The organism is Vibrio algivorus, from assembly GCF_030161215.1.
Taxonomy (GTDB): Bacteria; Pseudomonadota; Gammaproteobacteria; order Enterobacterales; family Vibrionaceae; genus Vibrio; species Vibrio algivorus.
The window spans coordinates 220,306-242,369 of the sequence record NZ_BSPV01000003.1 but is presented as its reverse complement, the minus strand read 5'-3'; the positions used below and the strand labels follow the sequence as shown (position 1 = coordinate 242,369).

23 protein-coding genes are annotated in these 22,064 nt (G+C 42.1%); 16 read left to right on the top strand and 7 right to left on the bottom strand.

Annotation, left to right across the window (positions count from 1 at the left end):
• Window positions 1-90 precede the first annotated feature (90 nt).
• The 7 genes from napF to QQJ93_RS02750 all read left to right on the top strand — a co-directional run bounded on the left by napF (window position 91) and on the right by QQJ93_RS02750 (window position 5,819).
• Window positions 91-576 carry a ferredoxin-type protein NapF gene (napF, locus tag QQJ93_RS02780; protein WP_244943774.1) on the top strand — a complete coding sequence of 162 codons (486 nt, stop codon included), beginning with the start codon at window positions 91-93 and terminating at the stop codon, window positions 574-576.
• Window positions 577-606: 30 nt separating this feature from the next.
• Window positions 607-882, top strand: a complete 276-nt coding sequence (locus QQJ93_RS02775) for a chaperone NapD (RefSeq protein WP_089123981.1) — start codon at window positions 607-609, stop codon at window positions 880-882.
• Window positions 883-943: 61 nt separating this feature from the next.
• Entirely contained in the window at window positions 944-3,436 is a 2,493-nt protein-coding gene (gene napA / locus QQJ93_RS02770) for a periplasmic nitrate reductase subunit alpha (RefSeq protein ID WP_089123980.1), read from the top strand.
• 80 nt (window positions 3,437-3,516) lie between these two features.
• Window positions 3,517-3,996, top strand: a complete 480-nt coding sequence (locus QQJ93_RS02765) for a nitrate reductase cytochrome c-type subunit (protein WP_089123979.1) — start codon at window positions 3,517-3,519, stop codon at window positions 3,994-3,996.
• A gap of 71 nt (window positions 3,997-4,067) precedes the next feature.
• Entirely contained in the window at window positions 4,068-4,643 is a 576-nt protein-coding gene (locus QQJ93_RS02760; protein WP_089123978.1) for a NapC/NirT family cytochrome c, read from the top strand.
• Between the two features lie 26 nt (window positions 4,644-4,669).
• Window positions 4,670-4,807, top strand: coding sequence for a TIGR02808 family protein (locus QQJ93_RS02755; protein WP_089123977.1), 138 nt, complete (start codon window positions 4,670-4,672; stop codon window positions 4,805-4,807).
• Window positions 4,808-5,063: 256 nt separating this feature from the next.
• Window positions 5,064-5,819: an SDR family NAD(P)-dependent oxidoreductase gene (locus QQJ93_RS02750; protein ID WP_089123976.1), complete on the top strand. Its 756-nt coding sequence runs from the start codon at window positions 5,064-5,066 to the stop codon at window positions 5,817-5,819.
• 86 nt (window positions 5,820-5,905) lie between these two features.
• On the opposite strand, the gene QQJ93_RS02745 is transcribed toward QQJ93_RS02750, so the two are convergent.
• Window positions 5,906-6,439: a glutathione peroxidase gene (locus QQJ93_RS02745; protein WP_089123975.1), complete on the bottom strand. Its 534-nt coding sequence runs from the start codon at window positions 6,437-6,439 to the stop codon at window positions 5,906-5,908.
• 156 nt (window positions 6,440-6,595) lie between these two features.
• Here QQJ93_RS02745 and nirB point away from each other — a divergent pair, with 156 nt between their 5' ends.
• From nirB to cobA, 4 genes are all read left to right on the top strand, one after another.
• Window positions 6,596-9,178, top strand: coding sequence for a nitrite reductase large subunit NirB (gene nirB, locus QQJ93_RS02740; protein WP_089123974.1), 2,583 nt, complete (start codon window positions 6,596-6,598; stop codon window positions 9,176-9,178).
• Window positions 9,178-9,528, top strand: coding sequence for a nitrite reductase small subunit NirD (gene nirD, locus QQJ93_RS02735; protein WP_089123973.1), 351 nt, complete (start codon window positions 9,178-9,180; stop codon window positions 9,526-9,528). The genes nirB and nirD overlap by 1 nt, the downstream gene beginning before the upstream one ends.
• Window positions 9,529-9,847: 319 nt before the next feature.
• Entirely contained in the window at window positions 9,848-10,663 is an 816-nt protein-coding gene (gene nirC, locus QQJ93_RS02730; protein WP_089123972.1) for a nitrite transporter NirC, read from the top strand.
• A 198-nt stretch (window positions 10,664-10,861) separates the two neighbouring features.
• Window positions 10,862-11,617 carry a uroporphyrinogen-III C-methyltransferase gene (gene cobA, locus QQJ93_RS02725; protein ID WP_089123971.1) on the top strand — a complete coding sequence of 252 codons (756 nt, stop codon included), beginning with the start codon at window positions 10,862-10,864 and terminating at the stop codon, window positions 11,615-11,617.
• Here cobA and QQJ93_RS02720 read toward each other — a convergent pair.
• The 4 genes from QQJ93_RS02720 to QQJ93_RS02705 form a co-directional block, all read right to left on the bottom strand.
• The gene (locus QQJ93_RS02720) at window positions 11,612-12,202 is read right to left on the bottom strand and encodes a hypothetical protein (RefSeq protein WP_089123970.1); all 591 of its coding nucleotides are present in this window, start codon (window positions 12,200-12,202) and stop codon (window positions 11,612-11,614) included. The genes cobA and QQJ93_RS02720 overlap by 6 nt on opposite strands.
• 141 nt (window positions 12,203-12,343) lie before the next feature.
• On the bottom strand, window positions 12,344-12,616 hold the full coding sequence (locus QQJ93_RS02715; protein ID WP_089123969.1) for a GIY-YIG nuclease family protein: 273 nt from the start codon (window positions 12,614-12,616) through the stop codon (window positions 12,344-12,346).
• A gap of 3 nt (window positions 12,617-12,619) precedes the next feature.
• A complete protein-coding gene (locus QQJ93_RS02710; RefSeq protein WP_089123968.1) occupies window positions 12,620-13,276 on the bottom strand; it encodes a YceH family protein in 657 nt (218 codons plus the stop codon).
• A 32-nt stretch (window positions 13,277-13,308) separates the two neighbouring features.
• Complete coding sequence (locus QQJ93_RS02705) at window positions 13,309-13,476, bottom strand: hypothetical protein (protein ID WP_186294830.1); 168 nt, start codon at window positions 13,474-13,476, stop codon at window positions 13,309-13,311.
• A 578-nt stretch (window positions 13,477-14,054) separates the two neighbouring features.
• Here QQJ93_RS02705 and QQJ93_RS02700 point away from each other — a divergent pair.
• Together QQJ93_RS02700 and QQJ93_RS02695 are read left to right on the top strand one after the other, a co-directional pair.
• On the top strand, window positions 14,055-14,375 hold the full coding sequence (locus QQJ93_RS02700; protein WP_089123966.1) for a DUF496 family protein: 321 nt from the start codon (window positions 14,055-14,057) through the stop codon (window positions 14,373-14,375).
• 152 nt (window positions 14,376-14,527) lie between these two features.
• The gene (locus tag QQJ93_RS02695; protein ID WP_089123965.1) at window positions 14,528-15,205 is read left to right on the top strand and encodes a DUF2057 family protein; all 678 of its coding nucleotides are present in this window, start codon (window positions 14,528-14,530) and stop codon (window positions 15,203-15,205) included.
• A gap of 108 nt (window positions 15,206-15,313) precedes the next feature.
• Here the strand turns inward: QQJ93_RS02695 and QQJ93_RS02690 are convergent, their stop codons facing one another.
• Together QQJ93_RS02690 and cra are read right to left on the bottom strand one after the other, a co-directional pair.
• Window positions 15,314-16,642, bottom strand: a complete 1,329-nt coding sequence (locus QQJ93_RS02690) for a DEAD/DEAH box helicase (protein WP_089123964.1) — start codon at window positions 16,640-16,642, stop codon at window positions 15,314-15,316.
• Window positions 16,643-16,804: 162 nt separating this feature from the next.
• A complete protein-coding gene (cra, locus tag QQJ93_RS02685; protein WP_089123963.1) occupies window positions 16,805-17,800 on the bottom strand; it encodes a catabolite repressor/activator in 996 nt (331 codons plus the stop codon).
• Window positions 17,801-18,123: 323 nt separating this feature from the next.
• On the opposite strand from cra, the gene fruB reads away from it, so the two are divergent.
• From fruB to fruA, 3 genes are read left to right on the top strand one after another with little or no spacing between them, the layout of a single operon-like run.
• Window positions 18,124-19,257 carry a fused PTS fructose transporter subunit IIA/HPr protein gene (gene fruB, locus QQJ93_RS02680; RefSeq protein ID WP_089123962.1) on the top strand — a complete coding sequence of 378 codons (1,134 nt, stop codon included), beginning with the start codon at window positions 18,124-18,126 and terminating at the stop codon, window positions 19,255-19,257.
• A 10-nt stretch (window positions 19,258-19,267) separates the two neighbouring features.
• A complete protein-coding gene (gene pfkB / locus QQJ93_RS02675) occupies window positions 19,268-20,236 on the top strand; it encodes a 1-phosphofructokinase (protein ID WP_089123961.1) in 969 nt (322 codons plus the stop codon).
• A gap of 18 nt (window positions 20,237-20,254) precedes the next feature.
• Window positions 20,255-21,988: a PTS fructose transporter subunit IIBC gene (fruA, locus tag QQJ93_RS02670; RefSeq protein WP_089123960.1), complete on the top strand. Its 1,734-nt coding sequence runs from the start codon at window positions 20,255-20,257 to the stop codon at window positions 21,986-21,988.
• The last annotated feature ends 76 nt before the right edge of the window (window positions 21,989-22,064 follow it).

Genomic DNA, 22,064 nt, shown 5'->3' with positions numbered 1-22,064 from the left:
TATAAAAACTACAATTTTATGTGGTGAAATAAATATTTAGCAGTGTTTGTTTTTTAATCAGGCTGTCGGCACTTTAAAAAGGTAATGAGTGTGTCTAATTCTCAAATTAATATTTCAAGACGACAGTTATTTACTCGCCGAAAAGATGCAGATAAACCCAATTTGCCTTGGGTAAAAAATCAGCTTTTTACCGATGTATGTACTCAGTGTGGCAAATGTAGCAATGCTTGTCCGGAAAAGATCATTAAATCTTCGGATGGTGGCTTTCCAAGAGTGGATTTCCATCAAGGTGAGTGTACTTTTTGCTACCAGTGTGCCGAGGTTTGTCCTGAGCCATTATTTCACCCGAAAACCGAACCCGCATGGCAAGTTAAGGCTGATATTAGTGATGCTTGCCTAGCTAAAAGAAATGTTGATTGTCGCAGTTGTGGTGATAGTTGTGAACCTCAAGCTATTCGCTTTAAGCTCGCAGTCGGTGTAGTAGCTCAACCACAGATAGACATAGATAGTTGTACCGGTTGTGGCGCATGTGTATCGGTTTGCCCGACCAATGCGATTACAATCAAAAACTTATAGCAATACACATAAATATTATAGAGAGCACTAATGTCGCTTAACGAAGTTCATATATCAAGCTTAGTCGTTCATGTTGTACCAGAGCATTTAGCTTCCACAAAAACGACTATCGAGTCTTTTGATGGAACCGAAATATACGGCGAAAGTGAAGAAGGGAAATTGGTTGTAGTGATTGAAACCGAGAATCAAGGTTACATCACCGACACCATTGATGCGATCAACCAACTTGATCACGTCTTAAGCACCGCATTGGTTTTTCATCAAATCGAAGACAATCTCGATGATGAAACAGAAATAACGGAATAATAACTATTAAGTACTTAATTATTTTAAGTAAAACACTGGATTAAAAACCCGAGGGTGATGTATGAAAATGACAAGACGTGCGTTTGTTAAAGCAAACGCAGCCGCTTCCGCCGCCGCTGTCGCAGGGATAACCCTCCCCGCTTCTGCTACTAATCTGATCGTAAGCTCAGATGAAACGGCCATCAAATGGGATAAAGCACCATGCCGCTTTTGTGGTACTGGTTGTTCTGTTTTAGTTGGTACTCAAAATGGCCGCGTTGTGGCGACACAAGGTGACCCTGAAGCACCAGTAAACAAAGGCCTGAACTGCATTAAAGGCTACTTCTTATCAAAAATCATGTACGGTAAAGACCGTTTAAATACGCCATTACTGCGTATGAAAGATGGTAAATTTGATAAAAATGGTGAATTTGCTCCTGTTTCTTGGGATCAAGCTTTCGATGTCATGGCTGAGAAGTTCAAAAAAGCCCTTAAAGAAAAAGGCCCAACCAGCGTAGGTATGTTTGGCTCTGGTCAATGGACTGTCATGGAAGGTTACGCCGCTTCTAAATTAATGAAAGCAGGTTTCCGCTCAAATAATATCGACCCGAATGCTCGTCACTGCATGGCTTCTGCGGTAGTTGGTTTCATGCGTACTTTCGGTATTGATGAACCAATGGGTTGTTATGATGACTTCGAACATGCCGATTCTTTCGTACTTTGGGGTTCAAATATGGCAGAAATGCACCCAGTACTTTGGACTCGCATTACTGACCGTCGTTTAAGTCACCCACATGTGAAAGTAAACGTCCTTTCAACTTACTATCACCGTTCTTTTGAATTAGCTGATCGCGGCATGGTTTTCCACCCTCAATCAGACCTTGCGATTGCTAACTTCATTGCTAACTACATCATCCAAAACGATGCCGTTAACTGGGATTTCGTAAATAAGCACACCCACTTTAAACAAGCTGCAACCGATATCGGTTACGGCTTGCGTGATGACGATCCTCTACAGCAAAAAGCGAAAAACCCAAACTCAGGCAACATGTCTGATATCAGCTTTGAAGCCTACAAACAATCAGTAGCTCCATACACAGTAGAAAAAGCGTCTGAAATGTCAGGTGTACTACCAGAAGATCTGATTGAATTGGCGAAACAATATGCTGATCCAAAAACCAAAGTCATGTCACTTTGGACTATGGGTATGAACCAACATACTCGTGGCGTTTGGATGCAAAGCTTAGTGTACAACCTACACTTACTAACTGGTAAAATCTCAGAACCAGGTAACAGCCCGTTCTCACTAACTGGTCAGCCATCGGCGTGTGGTACTGCTCGTGAAGTGGGTACTTTTGCGCACCGCCTACCTGCAGACATGGTTGTTGCTAACCCTAAACACCGTGCAATTGCAGAGAAAATTTGGAAACTACCAGAAGGTACTATTCCACCAAAACCTGGCTTCCACGCAGTACAGCAAGATCGCATGTTGAATGATGGCGTACTCAATGCTTACTGGGTAATGTGTAACAACAACATGCAAGCCGGTCCAAACATCAACACTGAACGTCTTCCTGGTTACCGTAACCCTGATAACTTCATTGTATGTTCAGACCCATACCCAACGGTAACGGCACAAGCATCGGATCTGATTCTTCCAACGGCTATGTGGATAGAAAAAGAAGGTGCTTACGGTAACGCAGAACGTCGTACTCAAGCTTGGTACCAACAAGTATCGCCAGTTGAAGGAGCTAAATCTGACCTTTGGCAAATCATGGAATTCTCAAAACGTTTCAAAATTGAAGAAGTGTGGCCAGAAGACCTGATGGCGAAAGCACCAGAACTTCGCGGCAAAACCATGTACGACATTTTATTCCGCAACGGTAATGTAGATAAGTTCCCGCTAGAAGAAGCACAGGAACTTAACGATGATGCGAAGTCAGCTGGTTTCTACGTACAGAAAGGCCTATTTGAAGAATACGCTGAATTTGGGCGTGGCCACGGTCATGACTTAGCACCATACGATGTTTACCACACAGTACGTGGTCTACGTTGGCCGGTGGTCGATGGTAAAGAAACATTATGGCGCTTTAACCCAGAATATGACCCATACGCAAAACGCGCTGGTCGTGACTTCTATGGCAAACCAGATGGTAAGGCTCTGATCATTTCAGCACCTTACGAAGCGCCACCAGAAGTGCCAAATGAAGAGTTCGACTTATGGCTATGTACTGGCCGTGTTCTTGAGCACTGGCACACCGGCACCATGACACGTCGTGTACCTGAACTTTATAAAGCAGTTCCTGATGCGCATTGCTTCATCCACCCAGATGATGCAGAGGCTCGTAACTTACGCCGAGGGGATGAAGTACTTATTCAATCACCACGTGGTGAAGTACGTGCTCGTGTTGAAACTCGTGGTCGTAACCGTCCGCCACAAGGCTTGGTTTTCGTACCGTTCTTTGATGCTCGTATCCTAGTCAACAAATTGATTTTAGATGCGACCGACCCACTATCTAAACAGACTGACTTTAAGAAATGTCCTGTGAAGATCACGAAAGTTGGCAGTGTTTAACACTAGTTTAAGCACGAGCAATAAGAAATGAAGGTCACTCAGCTGATACCTGAGTGACCAACAAAGAATCGGAGAAGATTATGAAAAAAATCATCATGGCATTGATCGCCGCAAGCGCATTGATCATGGGTGCCGTACAAGCTGAAGATGGTGACACTATTACCCCAGCAGCAACTAACCCAGGTGGTATTGGTGGCGTTGAATCATTACGTGGTAATGCTGAACTTGAAGTAACACGCCCTGCTGACGACTTTAAACGTTTTCCTAAAGACCACAAAGTCGATAGCAATTATGTGTATCAGCCACCATTGATTCCACATACTATTCGTAACTACGAAGTATCACTAAACGCGAACAAATGTCTTGCTTGTCATAGCTGGAAAAACGCTAAAGACATGGGCGCGACCAAAATTAGTGTAACGCACTACGTAAACCGTCAAGACGCGGTATTGTCTGACGTATCACCTCGTCGTTACTTCTGTTTGCAGTGTCACGTACCACAAGCAGATGCAAAACCGTTAGTTGAAAACAAATATGAGCCAGTAGACTCATTAAAATAAACGCTACCGCCTAGGTGGGCTTTAACATCGATGTGATGTAAAAGCAGACCTAGGCCAAAAGAGAGACGATTATGAAAATCTTAAAAAACTTTTGGAAGCGTTTATCCACCCCAAGTAAAGCTGCGGCAGGTATTATCCTGTTTATGGGCTTTATGGGTGGTTTACTCTTCTGGGGTGCATTTAACACCGGTATGGAAGCGACCAACACAGAAGAATTTTGTTCTGGTTGTCACGCCCCTATCGTAAAAGAGATCCGTGAAACCATTCACTACTCTAACCGCTCTGGTGTTCGTGCCATTTGTTCTGACTGCCATGTACCACACCAATGGACAGATAAGATAGTACGTAAAGTTCAAGCATCAAAAGAACTACTTTTCCATTTTATCGGCACCATTGATACGGAAGAGAAATTCAAAGAGCGCCGTGGCCACCTTGCTCACCGTGAGTGGCAGAGGATGAAGGATAACGACTCGAAAGAATGTCGTAACTGTCACCAGTTTAACTACATGGACTTCTCTGAACAGGGGCCTCGTGCAATCAAACAGCACTCTACTGCCCTAGCTGATGGTGATAAAACTTGTGTTGATTGCCATAAAGGTATCGCACACAAATTACCTGATATGAGAGATGTAGAAGGCTGGCAATAAGCCACCAGATGAAAGGAGAAAGGTTTATGGGTACTCTAGAATACGTTGTCTGGCATATCTTAGGTTACGCAGCAATGCCTGCGATTATCCTAGGTGGGTTTGTTGCCGTGGCGGCAATTTGCATCGCGATTTTGTCTTTTACTAAAGATAAGCAAATAGACTAACCTGCACTTTATTCGTTCGCTATATCCAAAGTCATTGGAATTACAGTCAACAAAGTTGCAGCTTAAAGTTAAATCGCCTGAATAATCGATTATTCAGGCGATTTTTTTATGCTTTCAAAAACCGGTTACTCATCTACATGGAATCACTTGGGTATATTCCTTTGTTATACCTCATGTATCTCGGTATGATTAACAACAATAGGACAGCCTCTCGCTACTCCGCCCTTCTTTACCACTTTCAAACAAGGAACGATTTATGACAAATATCGCTTTTATCACGGGTGCAACGTCTGGATTTGGCCGAGCGGCAGCACGTCGTTTTGCTCAAGATGGTTGGTCTCTAGTTTTGTCTGGACGTCGCATGGAACGTTTAATCGAATTGAAAGAAGAGCTAAACAATGTACCTGTGCATATAATCCAATTAGACGTTCGTGATGATCAAGCAGTTAAAACTGCCGTTACTGAACTGCCTGCTGAGTTTGCTCAAATCAAAGTGTTGATTAATAATGCCGGTCTTGCACTCGCGCCACAAAGTGCAGAAAAAGTAGATCTCAAAGATTGGCATACTATGATCGATACCAACATTACTGGTTTAGTCAATGTAACTCATGCCTTACTTCCAACCCTAATTAAAACAGGTGCAGGTTCGAGTGTGATTAACATTGGTTCAATTGCGGGAGAATGGCCATACCCTGGCAGCCATGTTTACGGTGCAAGCAAAGCCTTTGTAAAACAATTTAGCTATAACTTACGTTGTGATTTATTAGGCACCGGAGTTCGTGTTACTGATATTGCCCCAGGTATGGCAGAAACAGAATTCACTTTAGTTCGCACCAAAGGCGATCAACAAGCATCGGATAATCTTTATAAAACGACCACGCCACTAAGCGCTGAAGATATTGCTGAGCAAATGTTCTATGTCGCCACATTACCAGATCATATCAACATCAACCGACTAGAAGTCATGCCAACTCGTCAAGCTTGGTCTCCGTTTGCGGTTGATCGTGATTAATAGCATTACCAATCAATAATTAAGCAACGCATCTAAAAAGCTTCCTGTCAATTGGAAGCTTTTTTATTGGACTACCCTCAGACTACTTATAGTAACTTTTCAATATCTTCCGCAAGCTCTTCTGCCAAATAGGTTGGCGAATAACGCTCAACGACTTTTCCTTCTCCATCGACAAGAAATTTAGTGAAGTTCCACTTGAGTTCCCCATCATCAAATACTTGGCCAATTGAGGTTAACTTTTCAAGCAAACCTTCTGAAGCATCATTAGATTTATCATCATGGCGCTGCATTTTTAAGTGCTTAAACAGTGGATCGGCATCCGGGCCATTGACTTCAATTTTGGCAAAGTTGGTAAAACTCACTCCATAGTTCACCTGACAGAAATCCATAATACCCTGATCATCTTCTGGCGATTGCTCCAAAAACTGATTACAAGGAAAGCCCAGAACTTCAAATTCTTTACCTTTATAGGCTTGATGTAGCTTTTCCAAACCTTCTAGTTGCGGTGTTAAACCACACTTGGTCGCAATATTAACAATCAATAATGTCTTCCCGTGATATTTAGACAAGCTCACTAATTCACCCGACACAGCTCTTACTTTAAAGTCATGTACATTCATCTTAATCACTCCTTAATTTATGCCCTAGATTTTTAACTACTCTTTAGTACTACCACTTTAGGGTAGTTTGAGATCAGAATTGATTTGAATCAGTATTCTTGGTCACGATTTCGCCATGATAGCCTCAGTTAATTTATTTTTATGGGCGAAATATATATGAATAAGATCAAACTCGTCATCATCGGTAACGGTATGGTTGGCCACCGCTTTATCGAAGATATTGTCGAAAAAGGCGATTTAGACCAATACCACATTACTGCTTTTTGTGAAGAACCACGTGTCGCTTATGACCGAGTTCACTTATCTTCTTATTTTTCTCATCATACTGCCGATGAACTTTCTTTAGTAAAAGAAGGGTTCTATCAAAAACACGGTATCAATGTCTTAATCGGCGAACGTGCCATTAATATTAGCCGTGAAAACAAAACTGTGTACTCAAGTTCTGGTCGTGAAGTTCAATATGACAAATTGATCATGGCCACAGGCTCTTACCCATTCGTACCACCAATTAAAGGTAATGAAAGCAAAGACTGCTTTGTTTACCGTACCATTGAAGATTTAAAATCGATAGAAGCAACGGCTAAAAAAAGCAAAAGCGGTGCGGTAATCGGTGGTGGTTTACTTGGTCTTGAAGCAGCAGGCGCATTAAAAGCACTCGGCGTTGAAACCCATGTGATCGAATTCGCCCCTGTATTAATGGCAGAACAACTTGATCTACAAGGCGGCTTAAAACTACGCAATAAAATCGAACGTATGGGCGTACAAGTTCATACCAGCAAAAATACATTAGAGATCTTACCTCAAGGTGACAGCGCCCGTAACACCATGAAGTTTGCCGATGGCACTGATTTAGAAGTCGACTTTATCGTGTTCTCTGCAGGTATTCGCCCACAAGATCGCCTATCTCGCCAAGCAGAATTAGAAATCGGCCCACGCGGCGGTATTGCCATTAATGATAACTGTCAAACTTCCGATCCAGACATCTATGCGATTGGTGAATGTGCATCTTGGAATGGTGTGTTCTTTGGTCTTGTGGCTCCTGGTTACAAGATGGCGCAAGTCGCGGTTGACCATCTACTAGGCAATACCGAAAGCCAATTTACTGGCGCTGATATGAGTGCCAAGCTGAAATTACTTGGTGTAAAAGTAGGTAGCATCGGTGATGCAAATGGCCGTACCCCAAACTGCAAAAGCTTTGTTTACCAAAACGATGAAGAAGACGTATATAAACGTTTAATCGTATCGGCAGACAACAAAAAGCTTCTCGGTGCAGTATTAGTTGGTGATACCTCAGATTACGGTAACTTACTACAGCTGCACTTAAATGATATGGATCTACCTGAGCATCCAGATACTTTAATTCTTCCTGCTCATGCAGGCGCAGAGAAGCCATCAATGGGTGCCGATGCGTTGCCAGACTCTGCAGTAATCTGCTCTTGTTTTGATGTCACTAAGGGCAAAATCGCTCAAGCGGTCGCCGAAGGTCATACTACGCTCGGTGACATTAAAATGGTCACTAAAGCAGGTACCGGTTGTGGCGGCTGTGTGCCAATGATCACGCAAGTACTTAATGCTGAGCTAGCAAAAGCGGGGATTGAAGTTAAAAATCATATCTGTGAACATTTCGAATATTCTCGCCAAGAGCTATTCCACCTATGCCGCATTGAAGGCATTCGTTCATTCGATCAGTTGCTGGAAAAACACGGCCACGGTTATGGCTGTGAAGTATGTAAACCAACGGTAGGCTCGATCTTAGCATCTTGCTGGGGCGACCACGTACTTAAACCACAGCACGTTGGCTTGCAAGATACCAATGATAACTTCCTTGGCAACATGCAAAAAGATGGTACCTATTCTGTTATTCCTCGTATGGCGGGCGGTGAAGTCACACCACAAGCACTTGCTGCATTAGCTGACGTAGCTGCAGAATATAACCTCTACACCAAAATCACTGGCGCACAACGTATTGGTTTATTTGGTGCGCAAAAAGATGATTTACCTGAAATCTGGAAGAAATTAATTGCGGCTGGTTATGAAACCGGTCAAGCCTATGCCAAAGCACTGCGTATGGCAAAAACCTGTGTCGGCAGCACCTGGTGTCGTTTCGGCGTACAAGATAGTGTTGGCTTAGGCTCTTACCTAGAAAACCGCTACAAGGGCATTCGTACTCCACACAAAATGAAGTTTGGTGTATCCGGCTGTACCCGTGAATGTGCCGAAGCTCAAGGCAAGGATTTAGGTATTATAGCAACCGATGCAGGCTGGAATATGTATGTGTGTGGTAACGGAGGTATGAACCCTCGTCACGGTGACCTACTGGCTTCAGATTTAGACAAAGAAACCTTAATTAAATACGTCGACCGTTTTATGATGTTCTACATCCGTACCGCCGATAAATTACAACGTACTTCTGTCTGGTTAGAAAACCTAGAAGGTGGCGTTGACTACCTACGTAAAGTGATTGTCGATGACACCTTAGGCATCAATGAACAGCTTGAAAAAGACGTGCAAACACTAGTCGACAGCTACACCTGTGAGTGGACTGACACCATTAATGATGAAAGCCAGTTAACTCGCTTCGCGCACTTCATCAACAGCGATGCGCGCGATGAAAACGTGGTATTTGTTCCAGAGCGTGAACAACACCGTCCAGCGACATTTACTGAGAAACACCCGCACTTACGTGGTGACATCCTACACACCGATCTAAACGATAAAAAAGTAACGGAGGAAGCGTAATGAGCACTCAAAAAAGCAATCAAAAGCCAAGTTGGGTAAAAGTCTGTGCGCTCAACGACATTACGCCAAAAACTGGGGTTTGCGCCCTAGTCAACGGTAAGCAAGTTGCAATCTTCCGTCCACGTTTTGATGAGCAACTATTTGCCATCAATAACATGGATCCATTCGCTCAATCTAACGTGCTATCTCGCGGTTTAATCTGTGAACACGATGGTGAGCTTTGGGTTGCTAGCCCACTGAAAAAACAGCGTTTCAACCTAGAAACCGGTCGTTGCCTTGAAGATGAAACCATGGGCGTAGAAGCCTATGAGATTCGCGTGAAAGGTAATGAGATTGAGGTGAAAGCGTAAAAGTTCCTGGTTCCTGGTTCCTGGTTCCTGGTTCCTGGTTCCTGGTTCCTGGTTCCTGGTTCCTGGTTCCTGGTTCCTGGTTCCTGGTTCCTGGTTCCTGGTTCCTGGTTCCTGGAAGATAGCTTTCCGTGACAGCCATATTAAAGCAAACGCAAATGTCTATTTATTACGGTAACTATTCAGCGACAACCGCCTAGGAACTAGGGACCAGGGCCTAGAAACCTCTTTAATCAAGTTTCCATACCCATAGCGATTCACGTTCACATTCGAATCGCTATCAGTATTTAAACTTTAATTTTAACTTTTGTAGGAAACCATTATGTATACAGACACCATTAAAAAGTGCTCTAACAACGCAGCTCGTATCGTCAAGCTTGCCGACAATAACCCATTAGGTTTTTGGATTAGCTCAGCAATGGCAGGCGCTTATGTTGGTATCGGCATTATTTTAATTTTCACTTTCGGAAATCTTGTTGATCCTGCTATTCGCCCTTTAGTCATGGGCGCAACCTTTGGTATTGCTTTAACCTTAGTAATTATTGCAGGCTCAGAACTTTTTACTGGTCACACGATGTTTTTGGCATTTGGTGCATTAACAGGCCAAATTTCTTGGAAAGATAACGCTCGCATTTTGCCACAAACTTGGTTAGGTAACTTGATCGGCTCTGTTTTTGTTGCTTATTTATTTTTCCTAGCTGGTGGTGGCAATATTCTCCCTGATGCTTCAAGCTTTTTACACAAAGCTGCATTAGGTAAAGCAAGCGCACCTGCAAGTGTACTCTTCTTTAAAGGCATTCTATGTAACTGGTTAGTATGCCTAGCAATTTGGATGTGCCAACGTGTTGAAGGTACAAGTAAATTTATTGCGATCTGGTGGTGTTTATTAGCATTTATCGGCGCAGGTTTTGAGCACTCAATTGCTAATATGACAATTTTTGCTCTATCCTACTTTGGCAACCATAGTGATGCGTTAACGATGGCTGGTATTGGCCACAACCTATTATGGGTGTCTTTAGGTAACATCGTATCAGGCGCATTATTCATGGGCTTGGGTTACTGGATTTCGACACCAAAAGCGGAACGTCCGGTTTTTGATCAAGAAGAAATCGAAAACCTGCAGGAAGTAAAAGCGTAAGTTACAGTTCCTAGGTTCCTAGGCTACTAGTCCCTAGTTTCTAGAAAAAGCAATCCTCTTAATACACAGGTTAAGAATAATAAAGTGGTTAGGATTTTTCGAAAAACTAACCACTTCTCCTTAGCCTTAAACCTAGGGACTAGGAACCAGGAACTTTCCCCCCTACCATCACTGTATATACAACGTCCGAGGCCTTACATGTCTTTATCATCTACAACATCAAAGCCATTCGTTTCCCTTGTTGGCGCAGGTCCGGGCGATCCTGACCTACTGACAATGAAAGCTTATCGTCTGATTCAATCGGCAGATGTAGTGGTTTATGACCGGTTAGTTTCTGAAGAAATCATGGCACTAGTGACCCCAGATGCTGAACGACTATTTGTTGGAAAAAAGCTTAATCATCATTGTGTTCCACAAGATCAAATCAACCAAATATTGGTCGACAAAGCTCTGGAAAATAAGCATGTAGTACGTTTGAAAGGGGGCGATCCATTTATCTTTGGTCGTGGTGGTGAAGAATTAGAAACTCTCGTCGAAAATGGTGTCGAATTTGAAGTAGTACCGGGGATTACTGCTGCATCAGGCTGTAGTGCTTATGCTGGGATCCCGCTCACTCATCGCAATCATGCACAAAGCGTGCAGTTTATTACAGGGCATTTAAAGAAAGAAGGTCAAGATATTCAATGGGCGAGTTTAGCTCAGAATAATCATACCCTAGTCTTTTATATGGGACTCAAACAAGCACCAGTGATTCGCCAAAACTTAATAGCAAATGGACTATCACTTGAAACTCCATGTGCAATTGTAGAACGAGGCACTACCCCTAAACAACGTGTTTTAACTGGCACACTAAAAGAGTTAGAGTCATTAGCGAATCAAGCCATCAGCCCTTCACTCATCATTGTCGGCAGCGTGGTTTCATTACACCATCAGCTACATTGGTTTAAATCATAATGCTGAATGGGAATAATAATTAAGGTCTAGAAAAGATTCGGATGGGCTAACCTGGTACATATCTTTGGACGGTGTCTTGTAAATTAAACTGACAACCTGATGAGACTGCTTGTTATCTCCAAGTAAGAATTGAAAATAATGAGCTAAGCTACAATATGTCGAGCTATGTTTTGTATCTTGTACTATTTTATCTTTTTCAAAATATGGTCTGTGTACGCCAACATAGGCTTCTTGATAAACATAGCGTGGTTCACCAGACATTAAAGTGATAAAGCAAGCAGAGTAACAATAGGTTTCTACAGCCGTTTTAAGTTTCGACTGCTTAATAATTTTACCAATTTTAATCGCCTCATTAACTGAGCCACCTAGAGATTGAAGTAAGATATATTGAACATTCTCATGAGTGGCGATAAAATTTTCAAATCGCTTTGATTCGCCAGATTTAATGGCACCATTTAAGCTAATAATATCTCGGCCTTGAGCATGAAAAGCTTTATAGGTTGCTGCAAATGAAAAGTTAATCGATACCATGAATATGAATAAAGCAGAACCAATAATGGTATAACGGGAAGAAAAACGAAACACAACTTACTCAATAAAATTAAACAACTTCCCTATTATCGACATCAATCTTACTCTCCTAAGCAGATACGATGAATAAGTGTACAAGGAAGCCTCTGTTCGATTATTGACCTGTATCAGGCATGTAGGAATAATCTTAAATTCCTACGAAACAATCAGCTTTTCTTTGGTAGCTTTACTCAGTTTTTTAATGCGAATTTCTTCTTTAAGTGCCGCGCTTTTATCTACCACTTGTTGTGACCAGACCAATGATAAAGGCCCTTTACCTCTTAAATACTTAGCACCTTTCCCAACTTGATGCTGCTCAAACCGACGTTCCAGATCATTGGTAATACCACAATAGAGCGTCTTGGTTCGAGTACGAATTAAATACACGAACCAAGGTTTTTCTGTTAATTGAGAAGAAGTAGCTGGCATATCTTAATCAACAATCAAGGCTTTCAGTTCTTCAATTTGCGCTTTTAATTCAGCGACTTGTTGTTCTAAAGTACTAATACGTTCTTCATACTGGTTCTGACTAGAAGATACCGCTACTGGCGCGATTGCCTCATAGGATTCAACATCAACCTCACCACAGAACAAATGCTGATAACGTGACTCACGTTTACCCGGTTCACGTGGTAATTTCACCACTAAAGCACCTTCTTCGCGCGATGCCATTTTCTCCAATAACGCTTCAACTTGTTTCACATCGGTAAATTCACATAGACGATTGGTTCGAGTACGTATTTCTCCGGGCGTTTGCGCACCACGTAATAGCATGCAGCATACGATGCCACGTTCTTGATCTGTTAATTTCAAGGAACCAAATTCCGTATTACAAAAACGATGACGAAATTTAGAAACGCGACTATTGAAACCACTTTCATCTGTCATTAAGCGACGGTCAATTAAAGCTTGTGCGGCATCCATCACTTCCGCTTCGCTCAACGCCATCACAGGATCACGGTTGCTTTTTTGATTACAAGCGGTAGTGAGACTATTTAAGGTTAGTGGGTAGTAATCAGGAGTCGTCACTTCTTTTTCAATTAAACAACCAATGATTCTGGCTTCAATTGGGGTGAGTTCTATATTCATCTTGTTTATTCCTTGAGTTTGTGACCCATAAATCAGTGATCCCAGCGATAAGGGCGATAGATCTGGCGGCCATTATCCACCACGACAACAATTTGACTTCGATTTAAATCTAAATCTATTCGTTGCATCATCTTACGTGACTTTAAGTAGGCTTTCTGAAACCGCTGCTGCGCAGTATTTTTGCCAGAAAATTCAGTCACGGCTGGCTCTTTATTGTTTGCTGTTGAATTATTCTCTGTCATTCTTAATCAGATTATCTATATTTAGATCAACATATTGGTTTTGTATGTGAATAAATCAAGGCTGCACTTCACTCAACTAAGATTTAGCATACCAAAACATCATAATTGATGGATTTTTCATCAAGCGTGTATCAATAAATTCAATTCATCACAATGTAAGACTAAGCTTTTAAACTTATCCTTATATATCCAAGTGACTTCAAGATGCAGAATTCAGAGCTATCATCCAAACCTTTAGGCAAGAAAGATTGGCGAAGGAATGTAGGCACCTTTCAAACCAATCTGACGCGGCATAAAGGTTTGAATGAAGCTCCCGAAGGGCAAGTTAAAACAAGCTTTATGCCGCGTTAAATTGAACAGAGATAGAATAACTATGATCATGTCCAATTTGCCTTGCCTAAAGCTTGTTTTATTCTTGCTGAAACTCGCACCTTGAAGTTACTTGGATATATTTTTTGATCTTAACTCTGTTTTGTCTGTTAGGTATATGGTTTAATTTGGAAAGTTAATTAATCATCATGAATTAGGAAGAAACTATGGCTAACGTATTTGAAATCGTAAACCAAGCTCGTCGCAAGAATAAACTTAAACGTGAAATTCTTGATAATGAAAAGAAAATTCGTGACAACCGTAAACGTGTTGATTTGCTAGATAATCTACTTGATTACATTCACGCTGGAATGACACACGAAGAAATCGTTGAAATCATCAAGAATATGAAAGCAGATTATGAAGATCGTGTTGATGATCACATCATCAAAGGTGCTGAAATTTCTAAGCAACGCCGTGAAATCAGCCGCAAAATCCGCGAACTGACTGAAGCGGATAAACTACAGCACACAAGCGCAAAAAAATAAGTGGTTCTTTAATCATATACACCCATGTGAATTCTGCATTTTGAAACCACTTGAGCATAAAAGGTCTCGATTACGGGGCCTTTGTTTCGTTAATGGAGATTTAATTTTACCGCGCTTTATGTGAAATCACTTAAATCTACAAGGAAATAATAATGACCCTGAAACGTGTACTTTTAAAACCAATCACACTTTGTGTCCTACTCGGCTTAAGTTCTTCCGCTTTCGCTAATGTTGTCATTAATATCCCTTCTGAAGTCGATGTATTAGCCGCCAATGGACAGGAAGCAGAGATTGAAGGTGGTTTGTTCTCAAGCACTAAATCGCTCACTTTACCGGATGGTGAAAACCAAATCGTCTTCCGCTACAACCCAGTATTCAAACAAGGCAACGATCAAACGACCGTTACGACTGACGCTATTATCACTAAATTTACTGCATCAGATACTGAGTTAAATTTTGACCTTCCCAAATACCGTAATGCCGATCTTGCACGAGACTTTGACCGTAACCCAAATTGGAAATTAGTTGATGAAAATGGCAATACTATTGAAGTGAAGCAAGATAAGTTGTTAAAACCGGGTGTTCAACTTGGCCGTAACTACGATCAAGAATCCGTTGCTTACAATAAAACAGGTGGTGTCGCCGCTATCGCACCAGCAACCGCAGCAGTGGCTACAACAGCCACAGTTGAAGCATCGGCAGCAGCACCACAAATGCCGGCTAACAGCCAATACAAAACCACTGAAGAGCAAATGCTGCACTATTGGTATGAGAAAGCTGATAAAGAAACCAAGCAACGTTTCTTACAGTCGATTATTCAAGCGAAGTAATCTCGGTATAACCAAAGGTCTGTTGATAACATTTAAACAAGAAGGGCTTATCTACTTTTAATTAGAAATAGTAGATAAGCCCTTCTTTTATTTGATTAATTAAAAACCTTACTCGTCATCAACAACCGGCTTCTTTTTCTTCTTAATCATGAAGACTTGTTCACCGACATCGACATTCTTATAGAAGCTCTTATCGCGTTTCACTGGCTTCTTGACGGTATTGGACTTCTTAGTCACTTTCTTCGCACTCGTCGCGCCTTTCTTCACAAAAGGTTTGCGTGGCTTAATACCTTTAAATTTACCTTTCAAACCGTCAAGCACAGAAAAGGTAAGATCTTGCTGTAAGTAAGTTTCGACATTCTTAAAGCTCACCCAATCTTTTGGGCCAACCAGTGAGATCGCAGTACCTTTATTGCCGGCACGACCAGTACGACCAACACGGTGTACGTATTCTTCAGTATGTTTTGGCATATCAAAGTTGATGACATGCGTTACGTTAGCGATATCGAGACCACGAGAGGCAATATCGGTCGTCACAAGAATCTTATGAACAGCTCGCTCAAACTGGCTCATAATGCTATTACGCTGAGTCTGATTTAACCCACCACTTAACGCCACTGCTTTAAGCTTCTTCTCATTTAGCTTAATGGTCAAACGCTCGGTATCACTACGGGTTGCAGTGAAGATAATCACTTGCTTGTATTCCGCTTCTTCAAGAAGTCGGTCAAGAATCGCTTCTTTATGATCTAGGTGATCACAAAGATAAAATGACTGGTCGATATCTTTATGTTCTTCAGCAGATAAACCAATTGAGATGCGTTTTGGATCGCTGAGCATTTCATTCGATAGGCCGCTGACTTCAGCGTGATCAAGTGTTGCTGAAAACATTAATGTCTGGCGACGACGGTGTTTAGCCGCATTATGAATACGACGTAATTCTGGAGCAAAACCAAGGTCTAGCATGCGGTCTGCTTCATCTAAAATCAGTGTTTCAACACCTTCTAAATATAAAGAGCGATGTTCAAGGTGATCGGCTAAACGGCCAGGTGTTGCCACAATAAATTTAGGGTATTTACGTAGTGCTTTCACTTGATCGTTAAAGTTTTCGCCACCAACAATCAAAGTACCTGTATAAGAAAGCCCACCAAGCATGGCTTTAAGCTCACCAAATACTTGTTTCGCGAGTTCACGGGTCGGAGCCAAAATCACACCACGTGGATCTTTCGCAGAAAGGGCTTTGGTTTTTAACGCTTTATGTAGCATAGGCAAAACAAAGGCTAATGTTTTACCTGAACCCGTCTTGGATGAAGCCAATAAGTCTTTACCTGCAATCGCAACTGGGATCGCTTGACGCTGAATATCCGTTGCTTGTGCAAAATTGTAGTGTTGTAGGTTTTTTAGTAGACGATTATCTAAACCAAGATCTTTAAACTGCAAAGGGGTGCTCCAAAAGAAATAAAAATAAACTCATGTGCATAATAGCATAAGGCTTCCGCCGCTCCCTCATACTTTATGATCAAGTGACGTTATATCCCGTCATTTAATTCTCAATTCATTTAACTTAACCTCAGGCTAGGATAAGAGAGTCTACATAGTTAACTAACTCACTTTATTTCGGACTTTTAGTCGACGCGCCACCAACTCTACTCCAGGCTTATAACGTTTCGCAGAAGCATTAAGAGCAAGCTCTAACGCGCTATCAGCAATGGTTTCAAAACGTTGAGATAAAGAATTGATTTTAATAGGTAAAAAATCTAATAAACGATTATCACCATAAGTGGCAACTTTAACTTTACTCATCAATTCTGGATATTCAAATAACACATCAAGCACACCTTCAAGCAAAGTATATGACGTTGTAATTATCGCGTCAGGCATAGTGTCCTGGTCTAGCCATTTTTGCATTGCAGATCGACCCGCTTGAGAATTAAACAGCGCACCATACTCAACATAAGTCTTCAACGGCTTATTATGTTGACGAATTGCCGCTTCAAATCCGAGTTGTCGCTCTCTAGATATATTCAAATCTGGTAAGGCACCAATTAATCCCACCGAGGCAACATCATCAAATAATACCGAAGAGGTTAAACTCAAAGCGCCTTCAAAATCTTCACTGATCACGCAACTAAAATATTCATCATCTAATGGTCGGTCGAGTGCAATGACAGGAATTCCACGCTTTTGAATACTACTATAAAACTCATTGGCATTAGGAATGGAGCTTGCAACAAATAACGCATCGATTCGGCGGCTGACTAAAGCATTAACCACTGACTTTTCGGTTTCAGGGTCATCATCAGAACTGCCAATCAAAATTTGATAACCCGCCTGACGAGAGTTAAATTCCAATAATTTAGCAAGGCGCGCATAACTGCTGTTTTCTAAATCAGGGATCACAAGACCAAATGAGCGGCTTTGCCCTGCACGTAAAGAAGAAGCCGCATGATCCGGCTGATATTGATGTTCTTCAACTATCGCCATCACTTTTTGCTGAGTCTTCTGGCTAATCCGATATTTGGTTGCCTTGCCATTAATGACATAACTGGCGGTGGTTTTTGATACGCCTGCCAGTTTGGCTATTTCATCAAGTGTCATTTGGTTAACCCCTTTCACTCACGGTTCTGTGCACTGGATCAAAAATCTATAGTTCCGATCATTATGTTATTTGAATTATAAGCTGAATCGATTCAGTATAAAAGCTGAAAGGATTCAGCAAATTTGAAGTCTAGTCACATTAACTAAAAAATCTCTTATCTACTAAACTGAATAAGTAGAATTTTTACCCCTAATTAAAGACGAGATCATGATTCGCTGAATTTTTTTACTAAATTGCTGAAACGATTCAGCTGCATATAATTAGAGAACAAGAATATCACCATGTTGATAGTACTCGTTCCCAAACCAATAGAGGCACGACAATGCTTATTTTAACACCTCAAGAAGTAACGCTTGCTCAAACAGCATCAAACAAGACCGCAGCAATTAAAAATATTGCAGCCACATTAACTCAGCAAGGTTATGTGGAATCAGGGTATGTTGAAGGTATGCTCACTCGTGAAGAACAATCTTCAACCTTTCTAGGTAATGGTATCGCCATTCCACACGGTACTACAGATACACGTGGCCTAGTACAAAAAACCGGTGTCAGTGTCCATCACTTTCCAGAAGGTGTGGATTGGGGAAATGGTACGGTTTATGTCGCGATTGGCATTGCCGCAAAATCTGACGAACACTTGGGCATCTTAAAACAACTGACCAAAGTACTTTCTGCAGATGGTGTTGAGGCGGCACTAAAAGATGCTAAAACTGAGCAAGACATCATTAATGTATTAAATGGCCAAACTCAGTTAATGGCAGATTTCGACGCTTCATTAATCCAATTGAAATTTCCGGCCAGTGATATGCTACAAATGACGGCCGTTGCCGGTGGCCTACTTCGCAATACGGGTTGTACAACTGATGAATACATCTCTGAGATCATCACCAAAACACCAACTGATTTAGGTAACGGTCTGTGGTTAATCAGCGGTGGTGCCGGTGTTAATCGTTCTGCGATGTCATTGGTTTCAACCGCTAATGATTGTGAATTTGAAGGTAAACCAGTCAAAGGGTTAATTGCCTTTGCAGCTTGCAATGCGAGCCATAAGCCACTGTTGTATAAACTGACTCAATTGATCCTAGCTAAGCGTCAAAATGAGATTTTAGACGGCAATATCAATCAACTGCTTGAGCTATTCGACTTATCTGAAAAAGCACCAGAAATTAGCAAAGAAGCCGCAAATACCGCGACATTTAAAATCAAAAACACCCACGGTTTACACGCTCGCCCTGGTGCTATGTTAGTAGCTGAAGCGAAAAAGTTTGAATCTGCAATTCGCGTTAAAAACTTAGATGGCGAAGGCGGCAGTGTGAATGCCAAAAGCTTAATGAAAGTTATCGCTTTAGGCGTAAAACATGGCCACCGTCTACAATTTACTGCCGATGGCGCTGATGCAGAGTTAGCACTTACTTCGATTGGTAAAGCAATTGAATCAGGCCTTGGTGAAGGCTAAGGAAATCATTATGTCAGCAAAAAAAGTTGTCACCATTACCCTAAACCCAGCGCTTGATCTGACTGGTCACTTAGCTGATAACCTTAATGTAGGCAGTGTTAGCTTAGTATCGAGCAGTACGTTACACCCAGCCGGTAAAGGGGTAAACGTTGCGAAAGTACTTTCTGATTTAGGTGCCGATGTCACGGTTACTGGCTTTTTAGGTGCCAATAACCAAGAAGCATTCTGTCAATTATTTAAAGAGATTAACGCCAGTGACCGTTTTATTCGCGTCTCTGGTGCTACTCGCATCAATGTTAAATTAGTCGATAAAGCCAGTGAGGTAAGTGACATTAACTTCCCAGGTGTCGAAGTCGATCAAACCGCCATTGAAGCTTTCGAAGCCACCCTTGATGAGCTTGCCCAAGATCATGATTACTTTGTGATGGCAGGTAGCCTACCCCGCGGCATTAGCCCAGAACTTTGTACCAAGTGGATTGAATCGCTACATCAAAAAGGCAAAAAAGTGATTTTTGATAGTAGTCGTCAAGCACTAAAAGCAGGTTTGAATTCTCATCCGTGGTTGATTAAACCTAATGATGAAGAACTTTCAGAGCTGATTGGAAAAGAGCTACATAGCATCGAAGATTGCCAACAAGCCGCGCAAACTTTGGAATCAAAAGGCATCGACAACATTGTGGTATCCATGGGCTCTAAAGGCGTGATGTGGTTAAACCAAGGTCAGTGGCTACAAGCTAAACCGCCAAAAATGGAAGTGGTGAGCACAGTCGGTGCTGGTGATACTTTGGTTGCCGGACTGACGTGGGGCCACTTGAATCAAGATTTAGATAAAGACAATTGGCCACAAGAAAAAGTTTTAAGCTTTGCGACTGCATTGTCTGCACTCGCTGTCACTCAAATTGGCGTTGGAGTAACTGACATTACTTCTGTGAACAACCTACAACAAAAAATTCGCACTGAAGCGAACTCTCGCATATAGAAGAGCTAAGGATATCCTATGAATATTGCCATTATAACTGCCTGCCCTAGTGGCGTTGCCAACAGCATTATCGCCGCTGGTGTACTAGAACAAGCAACCAAGACGTTAAACTGGAATTCAAGCATTGAATGCCAATCTTCTTTCGTTCCTGGTACCGAGTTAACTCAAGAACAAATTGATAGCGCTGAAGTGATCGTCATTGCAGCCAATACTACCGTTGATACGACGCGATTTGTCGGCAAGAAAGTGTACCAAGGCGATATCAACTCTAGCCTTAATGATGCACAAGCTTGGCTTGAAAATGCCGTTAAGCAAGCCACGCTTTTAGAGCAAGCTTCAACCCCAGTTGCAGACTCATTAGCTAACTCAAAAACAGCCAAGATCGTCGCGATTACCGCTTGCCCAACCGGCGTTGCTCATACCTTTATGGCAGCTGAAGCACTAGAAGAAACAGGTGCCAAGCTTGGTCACCAAATTAAAGTCGAAACACGTGGTTCAGTTGGCGCAAAAAACCAACTAACAGAGCAAGATATCGCAGAAGCGGATCTGGTGATCATTGCAGCCGATATTGAAGTTCCACTCGATCGATTTGCAGGCAAGCCTCTGTATAAAACCAGTACCGGCTTAGCCTTAAAGAAAACCGAACAAGAATTTACTAAAGCATTTGAACAAGCAACACCATATCAAGCAGGCCAACAATCAAGTTCTTCTAGCGCTTCTTCAGAAGAAAAAGCAGGTGTTTACAAACATTTAATGACTGGTGTTTCTCACATGCTGCCATTAGTGGTTGCCGGTGGTTTGGCTATCGCACTTTCATTTGTGTTCGGTATCGAAGCCTTTAAAGAAGAAGGTACACTAGCTGCAGCCTTAATGACCATTGGTGGTGGTTCAGCCTTTGCATTAATGATCCCTGTTCTTGCTGGTTTCATTGCGTTCTCAATTGCCGACCGCCCAGGTTTAGCACCAGGTTTAATCGGTGGCATGCTGGCTAGTTCAACAGGCGCAGGCTTCATCGGCGGTATCATTGCCGGTTTCCTAGCGGGTTACGCAGCTAAATTTATTGCCGAAAAAGTGAAACTGCCGCAATCAATGGAAGCGTTAAAACCAATTCTTATCATTCCATTATTAGCGAGCTTATTTACTGGTCTTGTGATGATCTACGTCGTCGGTGGCCCAGTTTCAGGCATCATGACCGCAATGACCGAGTTCCTAAATAACATGGGTTCAGCGAACGCAGTACTACTTGGTATTATCCTTGGCTGCATGATGTGTTTCGACCTAGGTGGCCCAATCAACAAAGCAGCTTACACATTTGGTGTTGGTCTATTAGCATCGCAAACTTACGCGCCAATGGCGGCGGTAATGGCTGCAGGTATGGTTCCAGCGCTTGGTATGGGTCTAGCAACATTCTTAGCTAAAGATAAATTTGTTCAAACGGAGCGAGAAGCTGGTAAAGCATCCTTTGTTCTTGGTCTGTGCTTTATCTCAGAAGGTGCGATTCCATTTGCCGCGAAAGATCCAATGCGCGTTATTCCTAGCTGTATGGCAGGCGGTGCATTAACGGGCGCTCTATCAATGCTATTTGGCGCAAAACTAATGGCACCACACGGCGGTTTGTTTGTACTGTTGATTCCTAATGCGATTTCGCCAGTGCTTTTATACCTTGTGGCAATTATTGCTGGCACGGTAGTAACCGGTGTGACTTATGCCTTCTTGAAAAACAAGGCTGAAGCTAAGGCTGTGGCTGCTTAATTGATTAGTTGCTTAACTGCTTGGCTTAAATTCTAAACGTCACTTTACAGTGTAAACCGCGAGTCATATTGCATGG